The organism is Natronomonas sp. EA1 (assembly GCF_051195035.1).
Lineage (GTDB): Archaea > Halobacteriota > Halobacteria > Halobacteriales > Haloarculaceae > JBNTJV01.
The window spans coordinates 227,930-253,337 of record NZ_JBNTJV010000001.1 but is presented as its reverse complement, the minus strand read 5'-3'; the positions used below and the strand labels follow the sequence as shown (position 1 = coordinate 253,337).

Annotated in this window: 21 protein-coding genes; 6 read left to right on the top strand and 15 right to left on the bottom strand. The window is 66.9% G+C overall.

Features of this window, described 5'->3' with window-relative positions:
• Window position 1: 1 nt before the first annotated feature.
• Together ACQUQR_RS01370 and ACQUQR_RS01365 are read right to left on the bottom strand one after the other, a co-directional pair.
• Window positions 2-1,354, bottom strand: a complete 1,353-nt coding sequence (locus tag ACQUQR_RS01370; RefSeq protein ID WP_435194139.1) for an aminotransferase class III-fold pyridoxal phosphate-dependent enzyme — start codon at window positions 1,352-1,354, stop codon at window positions 2-4.
• Window positions 1,355-1,467: 113 nt separating this feature from the next.
• Window positions 1,468-3,093 carry a BCCT family transporter gene (locus ACQUQR_RS01365; protein ID WP_435194137.1) on the bottom strand — a complete coding sequence of 542 codons (1,626 nt, stop codon included), beginning with the start codon at window positions 3,091-3,093 and terminating at the stop codon, window positions 1,468-1,470.
• A gap of 437 nt (window positions 3,094-3,530) precedes the next feature.
• Here ACQUQR_RS01365 and ACQUQR_RS01360 point away from each other — a divergent pair, with 437 nt between their 5' ends.
• Complete coding sequence (locus tag ACQUQR_RS01360) at window positions 3,531-4,184, top strand: hypothetical protein (protein ID WP_435194135.1); 654 nt, start codon at window positions 3,531-3,533, stop codon at window positions 4,182-4,184.
• A gap of 2 nt (window positions 4,185-4,186) precedes the next feature.
• Here the strand turns inward: ACQUQR_RS01360 and ACQUQR_RS01355 are convergent, their stop codons facing one another.
• Together ACQUQR_RS01355 and ACQUQR_RS01350 are read right to left on the bottom strand one after the other, a co-directional pair.
• A complete protein-coding gene (locus ACQUQR_RS01355) occupies window positions 4,187-4,573 on the bottom strand; it encodes a RidA family protein (protein ID WP_435194134.1) in 387 nt (128 codons plus the stop codon).
• A gap of 9 nt (window positions 4,574-4,582) precedes the next feature.
• Complete coding sequence (locus tag ACQUQR_RS01350; protein WP_435194133.1) at window positions 4,583-5,962, bottom strand: aspartate aminotransferase family protein; 1,380 nt, start codon at window positions 5,960-5,962, stop codon at window positions 4,583-4,585.
• A 158-nt stretch (window positions 5,963-6,120) separates the two neighbouring features.
• Here ACQUQR_RS01350 and ACQUQR_RS01345 point away from each other — a divergent pair, with 158 nt between their 5' ends.
• Complete coding sequence (locus tag ACQUQR_RS01345) at window positions 6,121-7,782, top strand: aldehyde ferredoxin oxidoreductase family protein (protein WP_435194132.1); 1,662 nt, start codon at window positions 6,121-6,123, stop codon at window positions 7,780-7,782.
• A gap of 24 nt (window positions 7,783-7,806) precedes the next feature.
• Here the strand turns inward: ACQUQR_RS01345 and ACQUQR_RS01340 are convergent, their stop codons facing one another.
• On the bottom strand, window positions 7,807-8,571 hold the full coding sequence (locus ACQUQR_RS01340; protein WP_435194131.1) for an IclR family transcriptional regulator: 765 nt from the start codon (window positions 8,569-8,571) through the stop codon (window positions 7,807-7,809).
• A 911-nt stretch (window positions 8,572-9,482) separates the two neighbouring features.
• Here ACQUQR_RS01340 and tmcA point away from each other — a divergent pair.
• A complete protein-coding gene (gene tmcA / locus ACQUQR_RS01335) occupies window positions 9,483-11,690 on the top strand; it encodes a tRNA(Met) cytidine acetyltransferase TmcA (protein WP_435194130.1) in 2,208 nt (735 codons plus the stop codon).
• Here tmcA and ACQUQR_RS01330 read toward each other — a convergent pair.
• From ACQUQR_RS01330 to ACQUQR_RS01320, 3 genes are read right to left on the bottom strand one after another with little or no spacing between them, the layout of a single operon-like run.
• Window positions 11,681-13,645, bottom strand: a complete 1,965-nt coding sequence (locus tag ACQUQR_RS01330) for a response regulator (RefSeq protein WP_435194129.1) — start codon at window positions 13,643-13,645, stop codon at window positions 11,681-11,683. The two genes, tmcA and ACQUQR_RS01330, sit on opposite strands and share 10 nt — an antisense overlap.
• A gap of 9 nt (window positions 13,646-13,654) precedes the next feature.
• Window positions 13,655-15,658 carry a response regulator gene (locus ACQUQR_RS01325; RefSeq protein WP_435194128.1) on the bottom strand — a complete coding sequence of 668 codons (2,004 nt, stop codon included), beginning with the start codon at window positions 15,656-15,658 and terminating at the stop codon, window positions 13,655-13,657.
• Between the two features lie 39 nt (window positions 15,659-15,697).
• On the bottom strand, window positions 15,698-16,027 hold the full coding sequence (locus ACQUQR_RS01320; protein ID WP_435194126.1) for a 4Fe-4S dicluster domain-containing protein: 330 nt from the start codon (window positions 16,025-16,027) through the stop codon (window positions 15,698-15,700).
• Window positions 16,028-16,136: 109 nt separating this feature from the next.
• Between ACQUQR_RS01320 and ACQUQR_RS01315 the strand changes: the two genes are divergently transcribed.
• Window positions 16,137-16,292, top strand: a complete 156-nt coding sequence (locus tag ACQUQR_RS01315) for a hypothetical protein (RefSeq protein ID WP_435194125.1) — start codon at window positions 16,137-16,139, stop codon at window positions 16,290-16,292.
• Window positions 16,293-16,302: 10 nt separating this feature from the next.
• Here the strand turns inward: ACQUQR_RS01315 and ACQUQR_RS01310 are convergent, their stop codons facing one another.
• The 6 genes from ACQUQR_RS01310 to ACQUQR_RS01285 all read right to left on the bottom strand — a co-directional run bounded on the left by ACQUQR_RS01310 (window position 16,303) and on the right by ACQUQR_RS01285 (window position 22,117).
• The gene (locus ACQUQR_RS01310) at window positions 16,303-17,034 is read right to left on the bottom strand and encodes a GNAT family N-acetyltransferase (protein ID WP_435194123.1); all 732 of its coding nucleotides are present in this window, start codon (window positions 17,032-17,034) and stop codon (window positions 16,303-16,305) included.
• Window positions 17,035-17,100: 66 nt separating this feature from the next.
• Window positions 17,101-17,496, bottom strand: a complete 396-nt coding sequence (locus tag ACQUQR_RS01305) for a hypothetical protein (RefSeq protein WP_435194121.1) — start codon at window positions 17,494-17,496, stop codon at window positions 17,101-17,103.
• On the bottom strand, window positions 17,493-19,151 hold the full coding sequence (locus ACQUQR_RS01300) for a flavoprotein (RefSeq protein WP_435194119.1): 1,659 nt from the start codon (window positions 19,149-19,151) through the stop codon (window positions 17,493-17,495). Before ACQUQR_RS01300 ends, ACQUQR_RS01305 begins: the two co-directional genes overlap by 4 nt.
• Complete coding sequence (locus tag ACQUQR_RS01295) at window positions 19,148-20,800, bottom strand: electron transfer flavoprotein subunit alpha/FixB family protein (RefSeq protein ID WP_435194118.1); 1,653 nt, start codon at window positions 20,798-20,800, stop codon at window positions 19,148-19,150. The genes ACQUQR_RS01300 and ACQUQR_RS01295 overlap by 4 nt, the downstream gene beginning before the upstream one ends.
• 2 nt (window positions 20,801-20,802) lie before the next feature.
• Window positions 20,803-21,651, bottom strand: a complete 849-nt coding sequence (locus ACQUQR_RS01290) for an electron transfer flavoprotein subunit beta/FixA family protein (protein WP_435194116.1) — start codon at window positions 21,649-21,651, stop codon at window positions 20,803-20,805.
• 136 nt (window positions 21,652-21,787) lie between these two features.
• Window positions 21,788-22,117 (bottom strand): 4Fe-4S dicluster domain-containing protein, encoded by a 330-nt coding sequence (locus tag ACQUQR_RS01285; protein WP_435194114.1) that lies wholly within the window; start codon window positions 22,115-22,117, stop codon window positions 21,788-21,790.
• 91 nt (window positions 22,118-22,208) lie between these two features.
• On the opposite strand from ACQUQR_RS01285, the gene ACQUQR_RS01280 reads away from it, so the two are divergent.
• Window positions 22,209-22,406, top strand: coding sequence for a DUF1059 domain-containing protein (locus tag ACQUQR_RS01280; RefSeq protein ID WP_435194113.1), 198 nt, complete (start codon window positions 22,209-22,211; stop codon window positions 22,404-22,406).
• Between the two features lie 15 nt (window positions 22,407-22,421).
• Here the strand turns inward: ACQUQR_RS01280 and ACQUQR_RS01275 are convergent, their stop codons facing one another.
• Window positions 22,422-24,137, bottom strand: a complete 1,716-nt coding sequence (locus ACQUQR_RS01275) for a glutamate--tRNA ligase (RefSeq protein WP_435194111.1) — start codon at window positions 24,135-24,137, stop codon at window positions 22,422-22,424.
• Window positions 24,138-24,245: 108 nt separating this feature from the next.
• Between ACQUQR_RS01275 and ACQUQR_RS01270 the strand changes: the two genes are divergently transcribed.
• On the top strand, window positions 24,246-25,394 hold the full coding sequence (locus tag ACQUQR_RS01270; protein ID WP_435194109.1) for a type IV pilin: 1,149 nt from the start codon (window positions 24,246-24,248) through the stop codon (window positions 25,392-25,394).
• Window positions 25,395-25,408: the final 14 nt, after the last annotated feature.

Genomic DNA, 25,408 nt, shown 5'->3' with positions numbered 1-25,408 from the left:
CTCAGGCGAGTGCTTTTCCGGCGACCGCCTGCATCGCCTCACAGAACAGGCCGGTCCCCAGCTCGATCTCGCGTTCCGTCGAGTCGAGCGGTGGGAGCAGGCGGATGGTCTTCTTGCCACAGCCGAGCGTCAGGAGCCCCCGCTCCAGTGCGGCCTCGACGACGGCGTCGCGGCGCTCGGGGGTGTCGAACTCCACCGCGAGCATCAGCCCCTTGCCGCGCACGTCCTCGACGTGGTCGGGGGCGTCGTCACGGAGCAGTTCTCTCGCCTGCCGGCCGCGCTCGGTCGCGTTCGCCAGCAGGTCGTACTCCTCGATCGCCTCCAGGGTGAGCGCCCCCTGCATGGAGGCCAGCAGGTCGCCGCCGCCGAACGTGGAGCCGAGGCGGTTCTTCTCGTCGGGGAACAGCTCTTTTTTTCCCACGGTTGCGCCGACGCGGAGCCCCTTCGCGCTCGCGATGACGTCCGGTTCGATGGGGTAGTGGTCCGCGGCCCACATCTCGCCGGTGCGGCCGACGCCGGACTGGATCTCGTCGACGACCAGCGGGATGTCGTAGGTGTCACAGACGTCGCCGACCTCGGCCATGAACTCCTCGTTGGGGAAGCGGTAGCCGCCGACGCCCTGGATGGGTTCGAGGATGGCGAACGCCACCTCCTCGGGGTTGACGTGGCCGCCCTCCGGCGAGAGCGCGTTCCGGAGCCGCGAGCCGTCGCCGGGGAAGAACCCGCAGGTGCAGTCGGTCATCCCGGGACAGTCACAGAACGGCACCGTCTCCACACCCGCCATCTGGGGGTAATGGCGCGTGTACACTTCCTTCGACTTGGTGAGCGAGAGCGTCCCGACCGTCCGCCCGTGGAAGCTGTTCTCGAAGGCGTAGGCGTACTTCGCCGACTGTTTGTAGTCGTGACAGATCTTCAGGGCGTTCTCCACGGACTCGGCGCCGGAGTTCGAGAGGAACACCGTGTCCATTCCGTAGTGGGACGAGACGTCCGTGAGTTTGTCCATCAGGTGGCTCGCGCCGGGGAACTCCGCGTCCGCGGGGTCGGGGCCCGCACCGAAGTACATGTCCTGTCCCGCGATCTTCATCGGCTCGACGAGGTCGAACTCCCGGAGCTTCGAGAGCACCTTCTCGTTGTTGTAGCCGAGCGGGGCAGCACCGATGTGGCAGGTGAAATCCAAGAGGACGTTGCCGTCGACATCGGTAACGAACGGGCCGTCGGCCTCGGCGGTCACGTCCCAGACGAACTCGTGGGAGTACTCGCTCGGGGCGGCGTGCTCGGAATGGAACTCGATCCACCGCTGTGCGTTGGGGCCGGGATACCCTCCGATATCCGGCTCTGCGACATCCCTGTCCATACACAACAAATGTGTACACCGTCCATTAAAACTTGTTATCCGACAGGTGAATGGACGGGACGCTCCCGGTGTGTCGCGAGGCACCCGCAAAAAAAGAACCGCGCCGCAGTCCGTCAGTCGTCGTCCGTGGCGGCCACGTTGGCCCCCGACTTACCGGAGCTATCCGGGCGACCCCAGAGAGTCGTCTCATCGCGGAGGAGAACCGACCCGAAGTCCTTCTGGAACGTCCGGATCAGGCCGATCATCGTGACCAGACAGATGAGCGCGAACGGGGCGCCGGAGATGATGGCCGCGTACTGGAGCGCCTGCACGCCACCGACGACCATCAGGATGGACGCGACGGCACCCTGCAGGACGGCCCAGAAGACGCGGTTGACCGCCGACGGCTCCGCCTTCCCACCGCTGGTCATCATCGCGACGGCCAGCGTCGAGGAGTCGGCCGACGTGACGAAGAACGTCGTCACGAGCACCAGGAAGGCGAACAGGAGGATCGGCCCGACGATGGGGAGGTTCCCGAACAGCACGTAGCCGGAGACGGCCGTCCCGAACTCGGAGACCGGGCCGAGGATCTGTGCCGTCCCGCTGTGCTGCATGAGGACGCCCGCCCCACCGACGATGGCGAACCACGGGATGGTCGCCAGCGACGTCGCGCCGATACCGGCGAACGCGACCTCACGCACGCTGCGGCCACGCGAGATGCGGGCGATGAACAGCCCCGCGAACGGCGACCACGCGAGGGGCCACAGCCAGTAGAACACCGTCCAGATGTTGACCCACTTCTGGGTCGAACTCTGGGCCGCCTGCGAGTAGAGGCTCATCTCGAAGAAGTTGCCGATGTATCCCCCGAGCGCCTGCGTGCCGAGTTCGAGGATCCGGAACGTCGGCCCGAAGACCAGCGTCGCGACCATCAAAAGCAGGAACAGCACCATGTTGAAGTTCGACAGCCGGCGGATCCCCCGGTCGACACCGAGCACCAGCGAGATGGTGAAGATGACGACCATCCCGGTGATGATGAGAACCGTCCCGAGATCACCCAGCTGGATACCCCACTGGAAGTTCAGCCCGGTGATGAACTGACTGCCGATGAAGCCGAGCGAGGTCGCGACGCCACCGAGGGTCGCGAACACCGCGAGGATGTCGACGATCTTCCCGAGCGGCCCGTCGACGTTCTCCGCACCGAGCACCGGCGTCAGCACCGCCGACACCCGCAGCGGGGCGTCGTAGTTGTAGACGAAGTAGCCGATGCCGAGGCCCATCACCGTGAAACAGGACCACTGGGTGATACTCCAGTGGAAAAGCGAGTACTGGACGGCGATGGGCATCGCCGCGGCGGTCTTCGCCTCCACGCCACCGAACAGGGGTGGAACGGAAGCGTAGTGGAACATCGCCTCGGCGGGGCCCCAGAAGACGATCCCCGCTGCCAGGCCGGCCGAGTACATCATCGCGAAGTACGAGAGGAAGCTGTACTCGGGGTCCTCATCGCCCAGCGTGAGCCGTCCCCACGGCCCGAAGATGACGAACCCGAGGAACAGCACGAACCCGAGCATCACCAAGAGGAAGAACCAGTTGAACGTCGAGAGAATCCAGAGTCGGATCCCGTTGACGATCTCGAGTGACGCGTCCGGGCGAAGACTGAACGCGATGACGAAGATGAGCGTGATGGCCGCACCGAACCCGAAGATGGTCGGCTCGACCTCGTCGAGGAACTCCTGTATCGGACCGGACTCAGCGTTACTCATCCGTTCTCACCCCCGTGACCGCGTCGTGCGTGAGCGTCCGCGACGACCGGTTGCGAAACTGTGCGCCCTGTCCTACCGTGGTCTGTGGGTTCGCTATCGTGCATCATTGTCTCGATGCCAGCCGTGCCACCTTCTGGCATACAGCACGGCAATCTACCATAAAGACCATAAAGGTTACGATTACTGGGGATGTCGGATACGGAATGCGTTTACAGCCGGCCATCCGCCGGAGAGCCGCCACCTCCAGTGAGGAAACCACCTGCCCACAACGGGTCCTGATGCGGAGGTCGCGAACGGGGATCGGTTGCTCACCGAACTCCGGGAGAGTATACACAATCTGTATACCGAACCCTCACGAACCACCCGTTCAGGAGTGTGACCGTGGTATAGACGGGGTTGTCGAAAGGTTTAACGGGATTTGTACACAGTTACTGTATATGGAAGAAGACGACGCCGCCGAGGAGGAACGAACCGGCCTCGCGTACTCCGCGGACCGGGGGAGAGGCATCCTCACGCCGAGCGACCGGGAGTACCTGCTCGAGCGGAAGACCGACTACACGGACCACTCGAAGAAACAGAAGCGGAACCGCATCCGGCGACGGCTTCGCAACGCCATCCTCGATTTCACCATCCTCTTCGAGAGTCTGGAGGACCGCGACCGCGAGACGGTGTTCAACCCCGACGACGACGACCGGGACGCCTACACGCAGGGGATCACCGACATGCTCGCGTTCCTCCATCTGGGAACGATGGGTTACTACACGCCGTTCAAGGACATGCTCTCGGAGGGCGTGAACAAGGGAGAACAGAAGCTCGCCGGCTCCGACTACCGGATGGTGACCGTCGATTTCAACGTCGATCCGGTCGGCCAGATCGACGTCGACGAGGTGATCGACAAACTGGAGAGTGGCGACTTCGAGAAGATCACGGAGGACGAGCTCCAGGCGTTCGTCCGGCTGCTCGCCGAGTCCGACGAGTTCTCCGTCGCCGACCTGCGGACGGATATGAAAGCACAGATGACGGAGTTCATAGAGCACGTCGACGCGGCCAGAGAACAGCGGGACCAGCGCGTCGAAGAGCTCAACGACTGAGTCTATTCGAGATACGCGATCGCGTCCATCTCCACGTCGACCTCACCGGGGAGCTCCGAGACCTCCACGCAGACGCGCGCGGGGTACGGCTCCGAGAACCGCGCGTCGTACGCCTCGTTCACCCGGTCGTAGTCGTCGAGGTCGGTGAGGTAGACCGTCACCTTCGCCACGTCGTCCAGCCCGTCACCGCCGGCCTCGTCGACGACCGCCTCGATGTTGCTGAGCACGCGGTCCGTCTGGGCACCGATACCGCCCTCCACGTCCTCGCCGCTGTCGGGGTCGACGGGGCCGTACCCCGAGACGTACAGCGTGTGGCCGGCGCGGACCGCCTGCGAGTACGGGTTGTCGTTGCGCGGTGCCTCGTCCGTGATGACGCGTCGGAGAGTCATTCGTTCGGATCAGGCCGTCTGGCGTGTGGTCGTGACGGTCTCGATACCCTCGACGATGACGTCCAGTGCCGTCTCCGCGAGCTCGTGGGTGAGCACGAGCGGCGGGAGCAGCCGGAGGACGTTGCCGTGGCGCCCCGCCTTCCAGACGAGGACCCCGTGCTCGAAGCAGTAGTCCTGGAGCCGGTCGGCGGCCTCGTCGTCCGGGTTGCCCGCCTCGTCGACGAACTCCGCGCCGATGAACAGCCCCTTGCCGCGCACGTCGATGAGCCGCGGGTTCCCCTCGGCGGCCTCGCGGAGCCGCGTCCGGATGTACTCGCCGAGCTCGCGGGCGTGCGCCAGCAGGTCGTGTTCCTGGATGTACTCGATGGCACGGGTGCCGGCGCGCATCCCGACGACGTGCCCGCGGTACGTGCCGGCGTGGTCGCCCGACCCCCAGGTGTCGAGGTCCTCGTGGTAGATGGTCGCCGACAGCGGGAAGCCGGTGCCGCCGAGCGCCTTCGCCGAGGTCATCACGTCCGGGGTCACGTCGTACCACTCGCTGGCCCACCACTGCCCGGAGCGGCCGAGCCCGCTTTGAATCTCGTCGAAGACCAGCGGCACGTCGTTGTCGTCCGCGATGTCGCGGAGCCCCTTGAGGAACCCTTTCGGGGGAGTGACGACGCCGCCCTCGCCCTGGATCGGCTCGACGAAGATGCCCGCGGGGTTGGCGAGCCCGCCGTACGGGTCCTCGAAGATGGCCTGGACCTCCTCGAGCGCGTGGTCGACCGCCTCCTGGGGACCCTTCTCCATCTCGATGGGGTTCGGGTACGGCGCGTGGACCGTATCCGGGAGCAGCGGGGTGTACGCCTCCTTGAACTTCTTGTTGCCCGTGAGGCTCATCGCCCCGCTGGTCGCGCCGTGGTACGCGCCCCGGAACGCGACGAGGCCGCTCCCCTCGGTGTTGTACTTCGCGAGCTTGATCGAGGCCTCGATGGCGTCGCTCCCGGTCGGGCCGCCGAAGACGACCTTGTTGTTCCCCTGCAGACTGCCGGGGGCGATCTCGTCGAGCTTCTCGATGAGGTCGAGCCGGGCCTCCGTCGGGAAGTCGACGGTGTGGACGAACTTGTCCGTCTGTTCGTGGACCGCCTCGAGCACGTAGGGGTTCGCGTGCCCGACGTTCATCACGCCGATGCCGGCGAACATGTCGATGAACGTGTTGCCGTCGGCGTCGCGGACGGTCGCCCCCTTGCTGTCCTCGAAGGCGATGGGGATGTCCTCGGGATACGCGACGGCACTGCTGTCGATCTCCTGCTGCCGCTGGATGAGCTTGCGGGATTTCGGTCCCGGAACCGTGTCCACGTTCGGTGCGTCCTCGAAGTGTAACTCGTGAATCGGCGGCCCTGCGACCATACCCGATGTCATGTGGAACGATTATAAAAAATTTGTCCACGCTTCCTATGGAAGACGTACACAGTATCTGGTTTCGATGCGAGCAGATGACCGACTCTCGCTGACGCCATACACAGATACCGTAACCGATTTCCCCCTCGCGGGAGAGTGTCGTGACAATGCTACACACGAGTGGCCCACTGCTCACGGTCGACCTCGACGCTCGCGAGGCGACCAGCGAGGAGATCGACGACGTGCTGGAGGCCTACATCGGTGGTCGCGGGGTCGCGACGAAGCTCGCACACGACCGCGTCCCGTTCGACGCCGACCCGTTCGGTCCGGAGAACCGCGTCTACTTCGCCACGGGGCCGATGCAGGCGTCGAACATGAGTTTCACCGGACGGATGAACTGCACCGCCGTGTCGCCGCTCACCGACGGCCTCTGCTCGTCGAACGCCGGCGGGTTCATGTCCCGACACTTCGCCGACACCGGGAACGCCGTCGTCGAACTCACCGGGCAGAGCGACGAGCTCGTCGTCGTGCACGTGACGGACGAGGGCGTGGAGTTCGAAGCGGTGCCGAACCTCGAAGGCGCCACGGTTCCCGAGACCGTCGAATTCCTCGACGAGGAGCACGACATCGGCGCCGACCAGACCGCGATTATCGGCCCCGCGGGTGAGAACCAGGTTCGCTTCGCCTCGGTCATGACGAGCGAGGAGCGGGCGTTCGGCCGCGGCGGGCTCGGTGCGGTGCTCGGCTCGAAGAACGTGAAGGCGCTCACCTTCGCCGGTGACTCGGCCCCCGAAATCGAGATCCCCGCCACGCAGATGGAGATCCACCGCGAGGCCGCCACGGACGACCACATCATGAAACGCCAGGGCACCGTCGCCGTGATGGACCTCGCGAACGAGCTGGACGGGCTCCCCTCCTACTACTTCTCCGAACAGCAGTTCGAGGGCGTCGAGGGGATCAACGGCGACGCCGTCGAGGAGAAGAAGTACAAGAAAGGCACCTGCTCGGCCTGTGCGTTCGCCTGTAAGCTCCCGACGAAGGACGAGGAGGCTGGCGTGGAGACGGAAGGCCCCGAGTTCGAGGTGGCGATGGCGTTCGGGTCGAACTCCGGCGTCGACGACATCGTCGACGTGATGAAGTCCAACGAGCTGTGTGACCGCTACGGCCTCGACGCCATCTCCTGTGGGAACACCGTCGCGGCGTATCTGGCGAGCCAGGACGAGTTCGGCAACGTGGAGCTCATCCACGAGCTCGTCGAGCGCATCGCGCACCGTGAGGGCGTGGGTGACGACCTCGCGGAGGGCATCGACCGCGTCCACGACGAGCTGGGCGTCGAGAACTGGACGGTGAAGGGGATGGACTTCGCGGCACACGAGGGGCGGGTGCTCCACGGGCAGGGGCTCTCCTACGCCGTCGCGAACCGCGGTGCCGACCACATGTACGCCGTGTTCTACTCCCAGGAGTACCCCCTCGTCGACTCGGACGACGCCTACCCGCCGGAGGGGTTCGACGGCAAACCCAAACGGCTCGTCGAGAAGGAGAACCAGATGGCGCTGAACGACAGCGGCGTCGTCTGTAAGTTCTCCCGCGACTACATGACCCCCGAGCGCTACGAGGCGCTGTTCGGGGCCGACTTCGAGACCCTCCTCGCGGTCGGTGAGCGCGTCGTCACTCTGGAGCGCCACTTCAACAATCAGCGCGGGTTCGACCGCGCGGACGACACGCTTCCCTACGACATCGACGGGCTGGAGGCAGCCATCGACGAGTACTACGACATCCGGGGCTGGACGGACGACGGGACCGTTCCCGAGGACGCGTTACCCGCGTAGTAGCGCCCGGGATTCTGCCCGTCGCTACAGCTCCGCGACCTTCCGTTCGAACTGCTCGACGGCGCGCTCTAACAGCTCGACCTGCTGGGCCTTCGTGTCGTCGTCGACGATGTACTCCGGACCGCTGAGGTTCAGCGAGCCGTACACCTCGCCACGGGGGGATTTCACGGCCTTGGCGACGGCCCAGAACCCCTCGATGGACTCACCGCGGCTCTCACCGTACCCCTGTTCGCGGACCTGTTCGAGCTCCGCGAAGAACTCCTCCTTCGACGTTATCGACCGGTCAGTGACGGCCGGGAGCCCCTCCTTGTCGAGGATCTCCCGAACCCGGGATTCGGGGTACTCCGCGGTGATGGCCTTCCCGGAGGCGGTCGTGTGGACGTGGAACGGACTCCCCTCGATGAGGAATCGCGGCGAGTTCGAGAACTCGAGGTCGCCGTAGAGCGTGACGATGCGGCCGTGTTCCTCCACGGTGAAGTCGGGGTCCATCGTCGAGACGGTGTCGAGCCACTCGACGGTCTCCTCCGCGACCCGGTGGTACGCCTTCCGCGTGCGGACGTAGTCGCCGAGATAACAGAACTTCGCCCCGAGGTGATACCGGTTGTCCGTGTTGATCACGTAGCCGTACGCCGCGAGCGTCTGGAGGTGGTTGTGGACCGTGCTCTTCGCGAGCCCGGTCGCCGACGCGAGCTCCGCCAGACTCGCCCCTCTGAGCTCGAGGATCGTATCCACCAACCGCAGGGAGATGGCGGTCGTTTTGAGCCCGGGAGGCGAGTCGTGTTCGCTCATACACCGACTTGCGTGTCCGGTGGTAAAAATCACCCCCCTGAGAGGTGTCACCATAGTAGTACGTGGGAGCGTTTGGCCACCATGGACGTTTATTACAGTTCCACGGGTGTGTCAGTCTCTATCGTGGCCACTGGTCGCAATCAGGCGTAAATGTCGGGGAGAAACGGACGAATAGAAGGGTGGACCCCCCTACTCTCGGCAATTTCATCCGTATTTCGGGAACGTTCTTCCGAGAGAGTTCTGAAAACCGACTCATCAGACCCTCTACCCGGTAGATAAGTTGTCAATGTACGATACGTTCCTGAGAGACGAATGTATATATGCCAACTGGAGACGACGGCTCGCGGGACGTGTGTGATGAGAATAACAGCATTAGTTTTGTTAGAAATGGGTGGTTCTCAGCACACCCGCCCCGATCACCGATTCGGCAGTCTACGCGATACCGAAGAATTATAAAATATCTTTACTAAGACATACTAATACACAATAGTGTTGTACCACAGAGGCATTGAAGATAGTATTACCCGTTTAGAACGGCTTTCACTCCTATTATCTGGATTTGAAGCCCAGTTTGGAGAGTCACGCTCACCCGACAGAGATAGCGCCTCAACAAAAAACGAAGACATCTATTCTCAACCCTATACAGACCATTTTGGGCAGTTTCAGAGTTTTCGTTCCTATATTATCTAACCAATTTACATAATTTATCTTAAGCATGATTTATCAGTTTTAAGTAATACTCTTCGAGCGTCACCGTCCCGCTCATCACATCACTATTGTGTCAGATATAGCCGTACGGAGAGCGATCGGTCTATCGACGGGCGTGCTGATACCGCCCTGGTGGTACGCCCGGGCAGATCCGAGAGGGCACCAACCGTCAGCGGTTTGGGGTCGCCGGGTGGAGCGAAAACATGGAGTTCGTCCGCTCGCTCGTCGCCGAGGCCGAATCGGTCAACGAGCGCCGCGTGCTCGTCTGTGCGGGCGGACGCGAACGGACGTACGACGCGGCCGAGCGTGCGCTCGAACCGTTCGAGGACCGGGACGTGTCGGTGCTCTCGGAGGCGACGCTCGAAACCCCGGCGGAGCATCTCACGCTCAGGCAGTCCGGGGAGCTGCTCGGCACCACGCGCGACGCCATCGTCGTGGACTGCCACGACGCGCTCTCGCCGAACGCCGTGGGGCGAGCCGTCGGTGCGGTGGACGGCGGTGGGCTGCTCGTCCTCCTCACACCCCCGCTCGCGACGTGGCCCGACCGCCGGGACCGCTTCGACGAACGGCTCGTCGTCCCCCCCTACACGATCGAGGACGTGAGCGGTCAGTTCAAACACCGGTTCGCGGAGACGCTCCGCGTCCATCGGGGGATCGCCATCTACGACGCGGACGCGGGGACGCTGGAGCGCGACGGGCGCACCTATCCGGCCCCGCGTCGCCCGGAGCCGGCCCCCGAACCGCCCACGGAGAGTCGCTTCCCGGACGCGGCCTACGCGGCCTGTCTCACGGCCGACCAGCAAGCGGCCGTGGAGGCGCTCGAATCCCTCCTGGAGACTGAGACGGCCGTCGTCGTGGAGGCCAACCGCGGACGGGGAAAATCCAGCGCCGCGGGAATCGCGGCCGGTGCACTCGCACTCGACGGACGGGACGTGCTCGTCACGGCCCCGCAGTACCGGAGCGCCGAGGCCGTCTTCGTCCGCGCGCGGGCGCTGCTGGAATCGCTGGGCGCGTTCGCCGAGGAAGGTGACCGGGCGGTCCACGCGACATCGGGTGGCCGGGTCCGGTATCGTGCCCCGACCGACGCCGCGGATGCGGACGCGGACGCACTCATCGTCGACGAGGCCGCGGCGCTCCCCGTCCGCCTCTTAGAGGAGTTCACCGAGGGGGACCGACCCGTGGCGTTCACGACCACCGTCCACGGCTACGAGGGGGCCGGGCGGGGCTTCTCCGTCCGGTTCCGGGGACACCTCGACGACTCCGAGCGGGACGTGACGCAGGTGACGATGCGCGAGCCCATCCGTCACGCCGCCGGCGACCCGGTGGAGGTGTGGGCGTTCCGCGCGCTGCTGCTCGACGCGCGGCCCCCCGTCGACCCCCTCGTCGAGGGGGTGACGCCCGCGGACACCACCTACGAGCGGCTGCCTCCCGACGCGCTGGTGGCCGACGAGAACCGCCTGCGGGAGGCGTTCGGCCTGCTCGTCTACGCCCACTACCGGACCGAACCCGACGACCTGGCGCGACTGCTCGACGCCCCGAACCTCACGGCCCGGGCACTCACCCACGACGGGCACGTCGTCGCCGTCGCCCTGCTCGCGCGGGAGGGCGGACTCTCCGAGGGGACGCGCACGGAGATGTACGAGGGCGCACGGGTCCGGGGGCATATGCTCCCCGACGTGCTCACCTCACAGCTCCGGGATATCGACGCGGCCGCCCCCGAGGGCGTTCGGGTGATGCGCATCGCCACCCACCACGCCGTGCGCTCGCGGGGGCTCGGCTCGGCGCTCCTCGACAGCGTGCGCGAGGAGTTCGACGGCGAGGTGGACTACCTCGGCGTCGGCTACGGCGCGACGCCCGAGCTGTGTCGCTTCTGGGGGCACAACGGGTATCGGACCGTCCACCTCTCGACGACGCGCAACGACACCTCCGGGGAGTACTCCGCGCTGATGATACACCCGCTCTCGGACGCAGGTCGGGACCTCCACGAGCGCTCAGTCGACTGGTTTCACCGGCGAATCCCGGGCGTGTTCACCGACGCGCTCACGGATATGGACCCGGCCGTGGCGCGCGCGGCACTCGCCGCGAGCGACCCCGCACCCGTCCCCGACCTCTCCGACCGCGAGTGGCGGTTCGTCGCCGCGGCGGCGTTCGGGCCGGGGCTCTACGACGCCCATCCGAGCGCCTTCCGGGGGCTGGCGCTCCGCGCGCTCACGACGGGGGAGGTCGAGGGACGGACGGCGGAACTGCTCGCCGCCAAAGTTCTGCAGGCCCGTGAGTGGGAGGCCGTCGCCGACGCCGTGGGCTACGTCTCGAAACGCGCCGCGATGCGGGCGCTCGGGGAGGCCTACCAGCCGCTCGTGGAGACCTACGGCAGCGAGGCAGCCCACGAGGAGGCCGCGCGCTACTCGTGAATCAGGTCCGCGTCTGCCTCGTGGAACTCGAACCGGGCCCCACCCGCCTCGCTGTCGGTGAGCGAGACCGTCCAGCCGTGGCCTTCAGCGATCTCCCGGACGATGGCGAGGCCGAACCCCGTCCCCTGCTCGCTCGTGGTGTAGCCGCCCTCGAACACCTTCTCGCGGGCGTCCTCGGGGATACCGGGGCCGTCGTCCGCGACGTAGAACCCGTCGGCGAGCGGGCCGACGCGGACCGTGACACCATCTCCACCGTGGTCCACGGAATTCCGAAAGAGGTTCTCGAACAGCCGGAGGAGCCGTTTCCCGTCCCCCTCGATGGTGCCCTCCTCGGTGACGAGCGTCGCACCGGCCGTCTCGACGCCGTCCCACGCCTCCTCGGCGAGCTGGGCGAGATCGATGGGGACGGGGTTCTCGACGTGCCCACCGAGCCGGGCCAGCGCGAGCACGTCCTCGATGATGGTGTTCATCCGGTCGAGGGCGTGCTCGACGCGCTCGAAGTGGCGGTCGTCGCCGACCTCCTGCGCGAGGCCGAGATACCCCTGTGCGACCGACAGCGGGGAGCGCAGGTCGTGGCTCACGAGCGAGGCGAACTCCGCTAACCGCTCGTTCTGGCGTTCGAGCGCCGCGGCCGCGCGCCGCTGGGTGAGTTCGTAGCCGAGCCACTCCGCGAGCAGCCCGATGTAAGTCCGCTCGAACTCGGAGAACCGCTCCTCTCGAGGCTCGGTCCCGGCGAAACAGATCGTCCCGTGTATTTCGCCATCGACCTCGACGGGAGCCCCGATGTAACAGGCGAGCCCGAACGTCTCGTACGCCGGGTCACCGGCCATCTCGGTTTCTGCGTCGATGACGGTCGTCACCGTCTCGTTCTCGAGCGTGTGGCGGCAATAAGAGACATCGAGCGGCCCGGAGTCGCCGGCGACGATGGTCTCGATATCGCCCTCCGCCGCGACGATGTCCTGAATATCGTCGTGGATATGGGTGAAGAAGCCGGCATCCATCCCGAGCAGTCGGCGGACGACATCGAGTATTCTCTCCAACCGCTCTGCGAACGGTATCTCGTGGTCCGTCGCGATCGCGTGGAACTCCCGTAACGCCGCGACGTTACCCCTGAGCTCCTCCTCCAGCTGTTTTCGGGGCGTCACGTCGAAGAAGTGCATGATTCGCCCCCCGGGGAAGGGGCCGGCGTCGAGCGACTGGCTCCAGTGCTGGAGCCACCGTTCTTCCCGGTCCTCGTCGGGGAGGACGTGACACTCGAACACCCCGGAGTCGGGGTCGGCACTCGCGAATGCCTGGTCCCGGAACGCCGCCGGCGCCTCTATCATGTCGACGATAGTCGACTCGACGAGCGCTTGGCCGTCCCGGCCCACCAGCCCCTCACGGTCGAGCCCGAAGAACCGCGCGACGGTGGCGTTCGCCCAGACGACCTGTCCCGTTTCGTCGAGCAGGAGCGTTCCGACAGGGGACCGATCCAGGGTGTCGGCCGCGATGTCGGCGACCGCCGCGCGGGTCTCGTCGGAGGCGGGAGTGTCGAGGGAGCCAGGGAGCGCGGGGGTCAGCGTCGTCTCGGCCCGGGAGCGGGCGACGGCGTTCTCGATGCGGTTCGCGAGCACCGTGAACTGCTCGGGGGCGACGGACTTCCGGAGGTAGTCGGTGACGCCCGCGGAGATAGCCTCGCTCGCCACCTCCTCGGACCCCTTCCCCGTAAAGAGGATGAACGGCAGGTCGGGGTCCCGCTCGCGGACGGCGCGGAGGAGCTCGAGCCCGCTGGTGTCGGGCATCTCGTAGTCGGAGACCACACAGTCGATCTCGTCGGTTTCGAGCCGGGTGAGCGCGCGCTCGGCGTCGTGTACGGAGACGACCTCGAACGCGGGGCGCTCCTGCTGGAGGAACTCCGCGGTGACGGTCGTGAACTCGGGCTCGTCGTCGACGTGAAGAACCCGTATGCGTGCCATGGACGACAGTCATCCCCCCGATTGATTAGCCTTCGCCTCGGCCAGCGAGTCGATGGCCGCCGGCGTGAACGTGAGCGTGGCGTCCGTCGCGGCCACCGTGTAGCCGTGGGCGGTCGCGATCGCGCGGACGGGCCACAGCGCCGGTTCGGCGTCGAACGCGAACCCCGATTCGAAGAACGCGGGCGTGTCCGTCCGGAGGCGGAACCCGGTCGGGATCCGTTCGATCGTGACCGTACTCTCGGGGTCCGTCGTGGTGACGGCCGCGAACGCCACCTCGAACAGCGTCCGCAGGCGGTCGGCGTCCCCCCGTAGTTCGACCGCCTCGACGGTGAGCCGGTCGGCGGGCGCGTCGACCCGCTCCCACGCCTCCCGCGCGACGCGGTCGAGGGCGACCGGCTCCGGCGTCTCCACGGGCTGGCTGTACCGGGCGAGCGCTTCGAGCGCATCCCCGAGTGCGACCAGTCGGTCGAGCGTCTCCCCGACCGGCGACGAGGGGTCGCCGTCGAGCGTCAACGCACCTTCGAGGACCGTGAACGCGTCGTCCAGGTGCTCGTCGAGCGCCCACGCGATAGTGTCGAGCGCGGCGGTCTGTCCCGCGGCGGCGGCCGACGCGCTCGCGCCCTCGAGATCGCGGCTCACGAACTGCGAGAGACACCTGACGAACGAGCGCTCGATCGGCGTGAACCGGTCCTCCCGCGGGTCGCGGTCGGCGAAGCAGATCGTCCCGTAGGTGTCACCGGCCACGACGACCTCCTCGCCGACGTAACAGCCGAGCCCGAACACCTCGTAGGCGTGGTCCTCGACCCAGCCGGCGGCGACGGCGTCGTGGACCGCGAGCAGCTCGCCCCTGGAGAGCACCTTCCGACAGTAGCTCTCCGTGACCGGGCCGTACTGCCCCGGCTGGAGCAGGTCGTGGTCGCCGGCGGCCGCCAGCACCGTCTGGGTCTCCTCGTCGAGGTGGGTGAAGAAGCCGAACCGGACGCCGAGATACGAACACCCCAGATCGAGCGCGGCGGCGAGCCGGTCGGCGAAGGGCTCGGGAGCCGTCATCGTCTCGACGAGCTCGACGAGGGCGTCGAGGTCCGTCTCCTCGACGTAGACCGGCTCGCGGGTGGTACGCGCGATGAGCGCCGTCGCCAGGAGGTCGGCCACGCTCCGAAGGAAGAACACGTCCTCCGGGGTGAACGACCGGTGGGCGTGTGAGCCGGCCAAAAGGACTCCCCACGGCTCGTCCGGGTCGCCGACGATAACGGAGACGCGGGAGAGAACGTCCGCGAGCGCCTCGTCGGTGAACCGTGACTCGTCCGGCTCGGCGACCACCGGTTCGCAGGCGATGAGCGTGTAGCCCGCCTGCGAGCGTTTCCCGGTCGGAAGCCGGTCGCCGACAGCGAGGAACGGCTCGCCGCCGACCGCCGACACCCGCATGCTCGCCCCCGCCGAGAGCGAACAACAGAGGGCGCCGTCGACCCCGAGCGCGTGGACGACCTCCTCGCAGGTGGTATCGAGGAGCTGGTCGGGAGGGACGCCCGTGATTGCGAGGCGGGCCAGCGTGGCGAGCGCCGCCTGCTGGCGGGCCCGCTGTTCGAGCGTCGCCTCCGCGCGGTACTTCGAGACCGCGTTGACGATGCGGTTCGCGAGGACGGTGAACTGGTCGACGCCGCGGCTCTTCTGGAGGTAGTCGGTGACACCCGCCCGAATCGCCTTGCTCGCGATCTCCTCCGAGCCCTTCCCCGTAAAGAGGATGAAGGGGATGTCGCCGTCCCGCTCGCGAACCCCCTCCAGGAGGTCGAGACCGGTCATATCCGGCATGTCGTAATCGGAGACTACGCAGTCGAACGTCCGTTCGTCGAGGGCGTCGAACGCCGCCTCCACCGACGTGACCGGCGTGACGCGAAGGACCGGTTCGACCTCCTGGAGGAACACCGCCGCGAGCTCACAGAGACTCGGGTCGTCGTCCACGTGGAGCACCGCTATCGGCCGGATATTCCGCTCGCTCGCCACCCCGAGTTGCATGAGAGAGCTACGGGGTCACTGACAATAACGTGTTGGGGGTCAGATGCGGGTCTCTCGCGAGCCGTCCACGTCGATGGCGTCGACGGGGCAGACGTCCACACAGAGCATACAGTCGATGCAGTTCGCCTCGTTCGCCGGGTCGGCCTTCCGTTCGCTCTCGGGGTGGCCGGGCGTGTCGACCCACTCGAACACGTCGACGGGGCAGTCCTCCAGACACGCGCCGTCGGCCAGACAGATGTCGAAATCGACGGCGACGTGCGTGCCGTGGATACCGAGGGTCTCCGGCTCGTCGACCGGGCCCCAGACGCGGTGGCCCTCGTGCTCGTCGACCACCTCACGATTCTCTTCGAACTGCGGATCGATCGCCATACGGCGACTGGATACCCGACCGGCATAAAGCGTCCGTGCTGGCGCCGTCTGGTGATTCGGTGCCACGCGAGAGAGTAACACACTTGGTGCCGCGCCGGCAAGCCTGCCCATGGAGTGCGAGAAGGAGGGGTGTCGAGCCGAGGCGGCCGTCCGGCTCCATATCCCGTGGGCCGGCGTCGAGACGGTGTGCACCGCTCACGGGCGGGCGCTGGTCCAGCAGGACGGGGTGGTCGCGGAGCCCATCGAGGGGGCGGAGTGGCCCTAACTCGGGTCGGTCAGGTCCGGACCGCCATCATCACCTCGTCGACGTAGTCGTCGCCGATGCGGTAGTGGTCCTCGCGGACGGCCTCCGTCTCCCAGCCGTGGTCCTCGAGGAAGGCGATGGCCCGCTCGTTCGTCGCCGGCACGGAGTTGTACACCTTCTCGATGTCGTTCTCGTCGGCCCAGCGGACCGCACGGTCGAGCAGCTGTTCGCCGATGCCCTTTCCACGGTAGTCGGGGAGGACCCCGACGGTGAGTTCGGCGGTGTGGGCGAGCGCCTCGGTCTCCGGGTGGTCGAGGTGGACCCAGCCGACCACCTCGCCGCGGGCCGTGGCGACGAAGACGTTCCGGGAGGAGACCTCGTTGTGCCGGAGCAGCACCTTCTCGTGTTCGAGCGTCTCGGCGATGTTCTCGCCGACGATGTACGTCTTCTCCGCGAGCGCCTCGTGCATCGCGTCGACGAGCCCGTCGAGGTCGTCCTCGTGGGCCTGTCGGATGGTGACGTCGACGCCGTCGCAGTCGAACGTCTCGATATCGATCCCCTCGAACGCGATACGGAGCTCGTCCTCGTCGCGCTCGATGACCCCGTCACGCTTCAGGACGGTGACGTGGGCACCGAACGCCTCCGGGTCCATCCCCAGCGCCTTCCGAGCCTGCTCGTAGTCGACCGTGCCGTAGCGCTCGATGTACTCGTAGATGTCACGGCGGTCGCGGTGCGAGAACTGGAGTTCGTCGGAGAACTTCATGGTATATGTTACCACAAGACGGTACTTAACAGTTTTTGCCGGAACCGGGTGAAACGGGGGGATCGGCTACTCGCGAGCGTCTCGGGCGGGGGCACCCGGCTCGCGCGCGGGCACCTTCGTGAGCAGGCGCGCCACGTCCCCGATGTGGTGGGTGTCGATGAGCAACTGCGCGGCCTCCCGGACGGTGAACTCCGGCTCCGTCCGCACGCCGTGGCAGGCGGTGTACAGCGCCAGCCAGTCGTTCATCGCCCGCTCCAGGCGGTCGAACTCCCGGTGGCTGAACCGGACCGTCTCGTTTCCCGTCCGCGCGTCGATGTAGAGCGCGACGGCCGGCCCCACCCCCTCTCGGAGATACGTCAACGCCTGTGCCGGAGTGGCCGGCACCTCACCGCGTTCGAACGCCTGCCGGTCCCGCTCGGCACGGCGCGCGAGCGCGTCGATCCGGTCGGCGTAGCGGGTCATCCCTGCGTGAACTCCACGCCCTTCCCGCCGCGGGGGTGGTCCCACTCGGTGTCGGCGACGACCGCACAGGTCCCGCACTCGACGCAGGGCTGGGTGTCGAGGCTGACGACGCGCTCCGTGGAGCCGTTCACCTTCACCTCCTCCTCGCGGTAGCAGCCGCCACCGAACCCGCGGGCGCTCACCGGGCAGGCCGACACCGCGGCCCCGCTCGCCCCCCAGGAGTTGTCGAGGAGTTCGATGTGGGGGTTCCCGACGTCCGTGTCGTAGGTGAGCTCGCCGATGCGGTCGGCGAGCGACGGCACCTCGATGCGGCTCTCCCCGTCGACGGGGTCACCCAGCTCCTCCGCGATGACCGTCGGGAGCGTGACGTACGGCGTCTTCGTGTCGGGGATCATCCCCGCGAGGAACGGTGAGCCGTAGAGCCGGCCGAGCCGGTCGCCGAGCAACCGAATCCCGAGCCGCCCGACGGCCGACGAGACGAGCGCATCCGTGACCCCGGCGATGGTCCCCTGCTCGCCCACCGTCCCGGCGAGCTGGTAGCGGCTCGGCCGGAGCTTCGCCATCGTGCCGGTCTCACGGAGTTTGGACTCGTAGCGCTCGCCCGCCGAGTCGGGGTCGCGCCGCCCCTGCGCCTCCACGAACGCCTCCGCGGCGAGCGCGCCCGCGGTGACGGCGTGGTTCATCCCCTTGATGATGGGCCCCTGCGCCTGCATCTGGCCGGCGGCGTCGCCGACGAGCATCAGCCGCCCCTGATGCGGTGACGGGTGGGCCACCTTCTTCGAGTCGGGGACGAGCTTCGCCGCGTACTCCCGTTCGCGGTAGTCGTCGCCCAGCCAGTCGGCGAGCAGGGGATGGGTGAGCATCGCGTCGAGCAGCTGGTGGGGTTCGGCCCCCTCCGCGACGAGGCTATCGAGGTGGAACACCGTGCCGATGGAGAGGGTGTCCTCGTTCGTGTAGAGGAACCCCCCACCCCGCACGTCCTCGAACAGGTCACCGGAGACGAGATGCGCCGCGCCCTCCCCCTCGTCGATACCGAACCGGTCGTTCACGTCCGGGCAGTCGACGACGGCCTTCACCCCCTGGAACCACTGCTCCGGTTCGTCCCAGTTCATCAGCCCCGCGTCGCGCGCGAGCCGGCTGTTCACGCCGTCCGCGGCGATGACCACGTCGGCCTCGATGGGGTCGAGCTCCTCCGTCTCGACGCCGATGATCTCACCACCCTCCCGCAAGAGCCCCGAGACGCGGACCTCGGTGAGCAGCCCACCACCCGTCTCGCGGGTGCGCTCGTGGACCTGCGTCGCGAGCCAGCCGTCCATCCTTCGCCGGAGGACGGCGTCCGACCACTCCGTGTCGTGGTCGTGGAGTCGGGTGATGTCGAACGACTTCACCCGGGTGCCGGAGACGTTGTGGATGTGGTACTCGGTGATGGGTCGCTCCGTGGCCGCCTCGCGGAAGCCGGGGAACAGGTCGTCGATGGTGTACGGCGACGACTCCTCCGCGTAGAGCAGGCCGCCGGAGACGTTCTTCGACCCGGCGTCGACCCCGCGTTCGAGCACGAGCGTCTCGACGCCCGCGTCGGCGAGCCGGGCGGCCGCGGCCGCCCCGCCGGGGCCACAGCCGACCACGATCGCCTCGTAGTGCTCACGCTCGGTCATGCGTCATCACCCCCGGTCTCCGCGACGCTCCCACCGTCGGCCGCCACCGGAAGTTTCAGCTCGCCCGCCTCCAGCGAGTCGATGAGTGCGGGTAGCACCTCGAACAGGTCGCCCTCGATGAAGTAGTCCGAGAAGTCCCGGATGTCGGCATCGGGATCCGTGTTGATGGCGACGATGGTGTCCGACTCGTCCATCCCGACCTTGTGCTGGATGGCGCCGGAGACCCCCGCGGCGATGTAGAGGGTGGGGGCGACGACCTGTCCCGTCTCGCCGATCTGGCGTTCCTCCTTCGCGTACTGCTCGACGTGCCCGTCGAACTCGTAGGAGGAGGTGACGATGCCACGAGTGATACCGAGGTCGGCGTCTGCGAACTGGTTCGTGAGTTCGAGCCCGAGTTCCATCCCTCTCGTCGGGTCGTCGCCGATCCCCCGGCCGAGACAGACGATGACCTCGTGGTCCGTGAGGTCGACACCCCCCTCCACGACGTCGTGGTCGACCACCTCGACACGGAACCACTCGTCGTCGAGGTCGGTCGTGTGCTCCGTGGTCTCGCCCGCCCGCTCGGGGTCGGGGTCTGGAACCTCGAAGCTCCCGGGGATCACCGACCCGCCCTGCGGGTGGAACTCCCGCGTGGGGTTGTCCAGACAGAGGATGGTGGAGTACTCGAACCCGGAGAAGTCGGGGCGTTTCATGTGTAATACGCGCTCGAACTCCTTCTTCTCGCCCGCCGCGCCGACCTTGACGGGGTTGGAGATGACCGTGTTCTCGATGTAGAGCCCCGAGCAGTCCGAGGCGAGCCCCGAGTCCAGCTCCGCCTGCACCTGCGCGGAGAGGTCCCTCCCGTTGTTCGTCGCCGGGAACAGCACGTACCGTGGCTCGTCGTACGCCTTCCAGTCGTAGTCGGCCCGCGCCATGTCGCAGAACACCTCCGTGTAGGGCTTGTGCCGGAAGCGGTCGAGCTTCGGGTCCTCCTGGTAGACGACGCGGTCCGCACCGTAGGCGATACATTCGTCCGCGAGCCGGGCCACGTCGTCGCCGATGAGGACGGCCACGACGGCCTCCTCGTCACCGTACTCCTCGACGTACCCGTCCATCAGCTCCCGCGCTTTCCCGAGCATCTCGCGCGACACGTCGATGAGCTCCCCCTGCTGGGTCTCACAGTAGACCCACATGTCGCCGTAGGTGCCGTCCTCGAGCGCGCGCACGTGGCGTTTGTCCGCGGTCGGATGGTTCAACTCGGGGTGTTTCTCCTCGGGCGAGCGCGTGTCGATCTCGACCTCCTCCTCGTCACTGCCCGACACCGAGTCGAGCCGCTGGTTGATGAGCCGCTTCGCCGCATCGCGGTCCTCGCCGGCTTCCTCCTCTTCGAGAAGGGCCTCAAGCCGTTCCGGGTCGTCGATCTCCTTCACCGCGTTGCCGATCTCCGCGAGCGACAGCTCGCTCGGGTCGAGCTCGCCCGGCTCCTCCGCGTCGTCCCCGGAGAACTTCTCGATGCGGCTCTCGATGAGCGCGATCGCACCCGCGCGGGCCTCCCCCGCCTGCTCGGCTTCGAGGAGCGCCTCCAGTTCCTCGAGGTCCTCGATGTCCTTGATCTTCGGGCCGAGCTCGGAGATGGGGAACTCCCCCGGGTCGAACGCTGGGGCCGCCATGGTCACTCACCCCCCGCGAGCGCGGCCAGCTCGTCGTACACCTCGGCCATCCCGTCCTCGTCGTCGGGCGTGACCATCGTCGCCTCCCGTTCGGCCGGAGCCTTCGGGATGGGGTCGACGCTGGAGACGATGGTCGGCGAGCCGTCGAGCCCGATGAAATCCGGGTCGAGGTTCAGGTCGACGTGGTCCCAGACCGTGAGGTGGTCCTCGTAGTCCGCCGCGCGCGCCTGTGTGTCGGCCCGGAGGTCCTTCCAGGTGAGCCGTTCGCCCGCGCGCCGATAGGAGGGCTCGAACTCCGGGTCCGCGACGATGAACGCGGGCATCGGCGCCTCGACGGTCTCGATCTCCTCGACGTCACCCTCGACGAGGCGTTTCGCGCGCACTGTTCCGTGCTCCTCGTCCACGTCCAGCGCGATGACGTGGGTGATGACCGGCGCGTCCACACACCAGCAGGTCTGCAGGCCGGTGTGGCCCGTCTCTCCGTCAGCGGTCTTGAACCCCGCGAAGACGAGGTCGGGGGTGTACGGGAGCTTCTCGAGGCCCGCCGAGAGCGTGATCGCCGTCGCCCACGTGTCGGCCGCCGCCATCTCCCGGTCCGAGAGGAGATAGAGGTCGTCGGCGTAGACGGTTCGCATGGCCTCCTCAAGCACCTCCTTGTACCCCGGTGGCCCCATGCTCATCACGTCCAGCGAGCCGCCGTGGCGGACCCGGCTCTGGAACGCCGCGCGAAGCGCGTGCTTGTCGTTCGGGTTCATCACCGTCGGCGTCTTCCCGCGTTCGAGATGTCCCTCCTCGTTGAACGATACCTGTCCCTCCCGGAAGTCCGGGACCCCCTTGGTGAGTGCTACCATACGTAGTCCCATGGGGTGGGGAATATTGCCGGAATACCTTAGTGTTACTGCTGAATCGGGCGGGAACGGCCTCGAAACAGGGGAACGCGGTGGCTACCAGAGAGGGCGAGCGGTGGCTCCGACGACGCGCGCGACGTTACGTCCGGCCCGTCCGGCTCGGGTCCACGTCGATGGCGTCGACCGGGCAGACATCCACACAGAGCATGCAGTCGATGCAGTTCGCCTCGTTCGCCGGGTCGGCTTTGATCTCGCTCTCCGGATGGCCGGGGGAGTCCACCCACTCGAACACGTCGACGGGGCAGTCCTCGAGGCAGGCACCGTCGGCCAGACAGATGTCGAAATCGACGGCGACGTGGGTCCCGTGGATGCCGAGCGTCTCCGGCTCGTCGACCGGCCCCCACACGTCGTGGCCCTCGTGCTCGTCGACCACTTCCCGATTCTCCTCGAACTGCGGATCGATCGCCATGCGTGTCAATATTTACCACAGAATATAAAAGTACGCAGTCGGGTGAACCTCCCGTGAGTGGTTCCGACGGGCACATCTACCGCGCGTGCGTATGTCTGCCATGCTCAAGGAGATCCGCTGTGCGGACGCCGGCTTCGACTGTGGCTTCCTCGTGCGCTCACACGACACGAACGAGGTCGTCTACACGCTCAGACAGCACGCGCGGCGCGTCCACGAGACGGAGATCGAGCGCGGCGTCATCGAGGAGAAGATCCTGGTGTTGCCGGCGACCCGCTCGGCCGGCACGTAGCGGGCGACGGCCGGCTCAGGGGTGGGCGTAGTAGCAGACCGTCTCGCGGTCGCCCTGCTCGTCGACGCGGGCGAAGCCGACGCGCTCGAACTGGAGGACCGAATCCGCGTCGTAGTCGGCGAGCCCCGGCTCCGCGAAGCAGGCCACGTCGCCGTCCATCGTCCGGAGCCGCACAGAGACCGAGCCCTCGACGGGGACCCAGTGAACCACGTCGACGCCCTCCTCCCGGACGATATCGATGGACTGGTCGGTGTACTCGAGAGTGTCACCCGCACGGCCGAACGGGCCGAACCCCTTCAGCCAGACGCGCTCGCCGGGCGCCGGCACGTCCTCGGCCTCGAGGAAGACCGCGTCGCCGACGGGGATGTCGCGCGTGCCCCGGTCCTCGTGGTCGGGGTGGACCGGCGGGTGGGCCTCCCCGGGGCCACCCTCGATGTCGAACCGAACGCCCTCGCGGACGAGGAACGCGCGGTCGGCCTCGTCGTCGACGATGTCGCGGTTCTTCGAGTAGACGGTGCTCATCGCCAGATCGACGTTCGACGTGGAGGTGCCGAGTTCCACCATCGCGTCGACGATAGCCTCCCCACGGATGCCCCGGCGACGGACGGACTGGATGGTCGGCGCGCGGGGGTCGTCCCACCCATCCAGTTCTCCCGATTCGATCTTCGCCTTGATGGTCGAGGTGGACATCTTCACGTCGTAGGCGTCGATCTGGACGTGCCCCCAGTGGACGACCTCGGGGTACTCCCAGTCGAAGTAGTCGTAGACGAACCCCTGGCGCTTCGCGGAGTCCTGGAGGTCGATCCCGCGGATGATGTGGGTGATCCCCTTCAGATGGTCGTCGATACCGGACTGGAAGTCGAGCATGGGCCAGAGCCGATACTCGGACGCTTCCTCGCGCGGGTGGGGCGTGTCGATGACACGGAACGCCACCCAGTCGCGGAGCGCGGGGTTCTTGTGCTCGATGTCGGTCTTCACGCGGAGCACCATCTCACCCGACGAGTACTCCCCGTCGACGAGCGCCTCGAACTCCTCCTCGACCGTCTCGATGTCCTTGTCGCGGTGCGGGCAGGCCTCGGCGTCGTTCTTCAGCTCGGAGAACGCCTCGCCCGAGCAGGAGCAGGTGTACGCGCCACCCAGCTCGATGAGCTCGCGGGCGTGATCGTAGTACGTTTCGAGGCGGTCGGAGGCCTTGATGACCTCGTCCGGCTCGAAGCCCAGGTAGTCGATGCTGTCGAGGATGACGTCGTAGGCCTCCAGATCTGGGCGTTTCGTCTCCGGGTCCGTGTCGTCGAACCGGCAGAGCATCCAGCCGTCGTACATCTCTTTATAGGTGCCGATGACGGAGGGCATCCGGGCGTTGCCGAGATGCCACGGCCCGTTCGGGTTGGGCGCGAGCCGCATCCGCACCTCGTCGTACGCGTCGACGTTCGGGAGGTCCGGGAGGGGCTGGTCGTCTTCCTCCTCTCCGGCCTCCAGTTCCTCGACCAGCTCGGGGGCGAGTTCGGCGAGCCGCTCGCGTTTCTCGTCGCTCGAGAGCCCGTTGACCCGCTCGATGACGGGCGCGATGATGCTCGGGATGTCGCCGCCGTGGGGACGGAACTCGGGGTTCTCGCCCATCATCGGGCCCATGATGGCGTCCACCTGAGCGTCGCTGTCGTGTTTGAGCGCGTTGAACAGCGCGGCCGTCTCGGCCTCGCGCTCGATGCGCTCGCGTAGATCGTCGTCCATACCCCCGCTACTTGAGGCGAGATGAAAAACACGGGGATTCACCGCCGGTCTTCTCACGACGAGAGAACGCACCCCGCGAGTTATGTGTTCTGAACGGATAGTCAGTGTATGTCCGGACAGGACGAGCGCGCCATCTCCCCGGTCGTCGGTGGCGTGCTCATGGTCGTCATCGTCATCCTCCTGGGTGCCGTCACCGCGACGATGGCGCTCGGGTTCACAGACCTGCTCGCGGACTCGAAGCCGGTCGTCGCCAACGCGCAGTCAGTCGAAGTCGCCCTGGAGAACAACGAGACGACCCACACCCTCGAGTTCGTTCACCAGTCCGGTGACGCCATCCCCGCGGGCACCCTCCGGGTCCAAGTCGGGGCGGGCGACGACAGCGTCACCTACTCGCTGTCCGCCGCGGACGGGGGTGCCCTCGCAGACGGGTCGTGGACCGCGGGTGAACACCTCCGGATCGACCTCGACGAGTCGCAGGTGTGCGGTGGCCGTGCACCGACCGTCGACGTAACGCTCGTTCACAGCCCCTCGCCGGAGCGCTCGTACGTGATGAGTTCCCGGTCGGTCCCCATCGAGCGCGGGCAGTTCGTCATCACGGGCCAGCGCGTCGAGACGACCGCGAATTACACGGCCACCGTGACGTTCCTCGGGACGGGCTGGTCCGCTCCCGGACTCGACTTCCCGGTGAACGTCTCCGTCGAGGTGGACGGGAAGACAGAACACCGCTGGACGAGCGTCACCGACACGAACGCGACGGTCGGCACCTACGAGATCTCCTCACAGGCGGCCGGAACCGACTTGAGCGTCTCCGCACGTGGGCTCGACACCATCAGTCGGTACTCCGCGTCGAACGCAGAGCCGTACTTCCGTTTCGACTCCAACGGCGACGGGACGCTGGAGCGCTATCACCTCGTCAGCGGCACGTGGGTCGAGACGAGCGGATCGGCCAACAGCGACTACATGACCGTTCTCCGGAACGGCGACCCCGTCCCGAACTTCGATGCAGCTGAGGGGCAACAATCCGCTGCCGCGTACGCCGACCCGTACATCGACGACAACGGGACCATCTCGCTCGCGGACAACCAGGCCATCTTCCTGTTCGATTTCAACCACGACGATGCGCCGAGCGACGTGGACTACCAGGACGCCGTCGTTCTCGTCTCCTTCTTCTCGCAGGACCAGACGGTCTCCGTCCACCAGGACGGCACGGGTCGGGACGTCGTCGTCTGTCCCGCAGAGACGACCGGGGGGAACTGAGCCACGACCCGCCG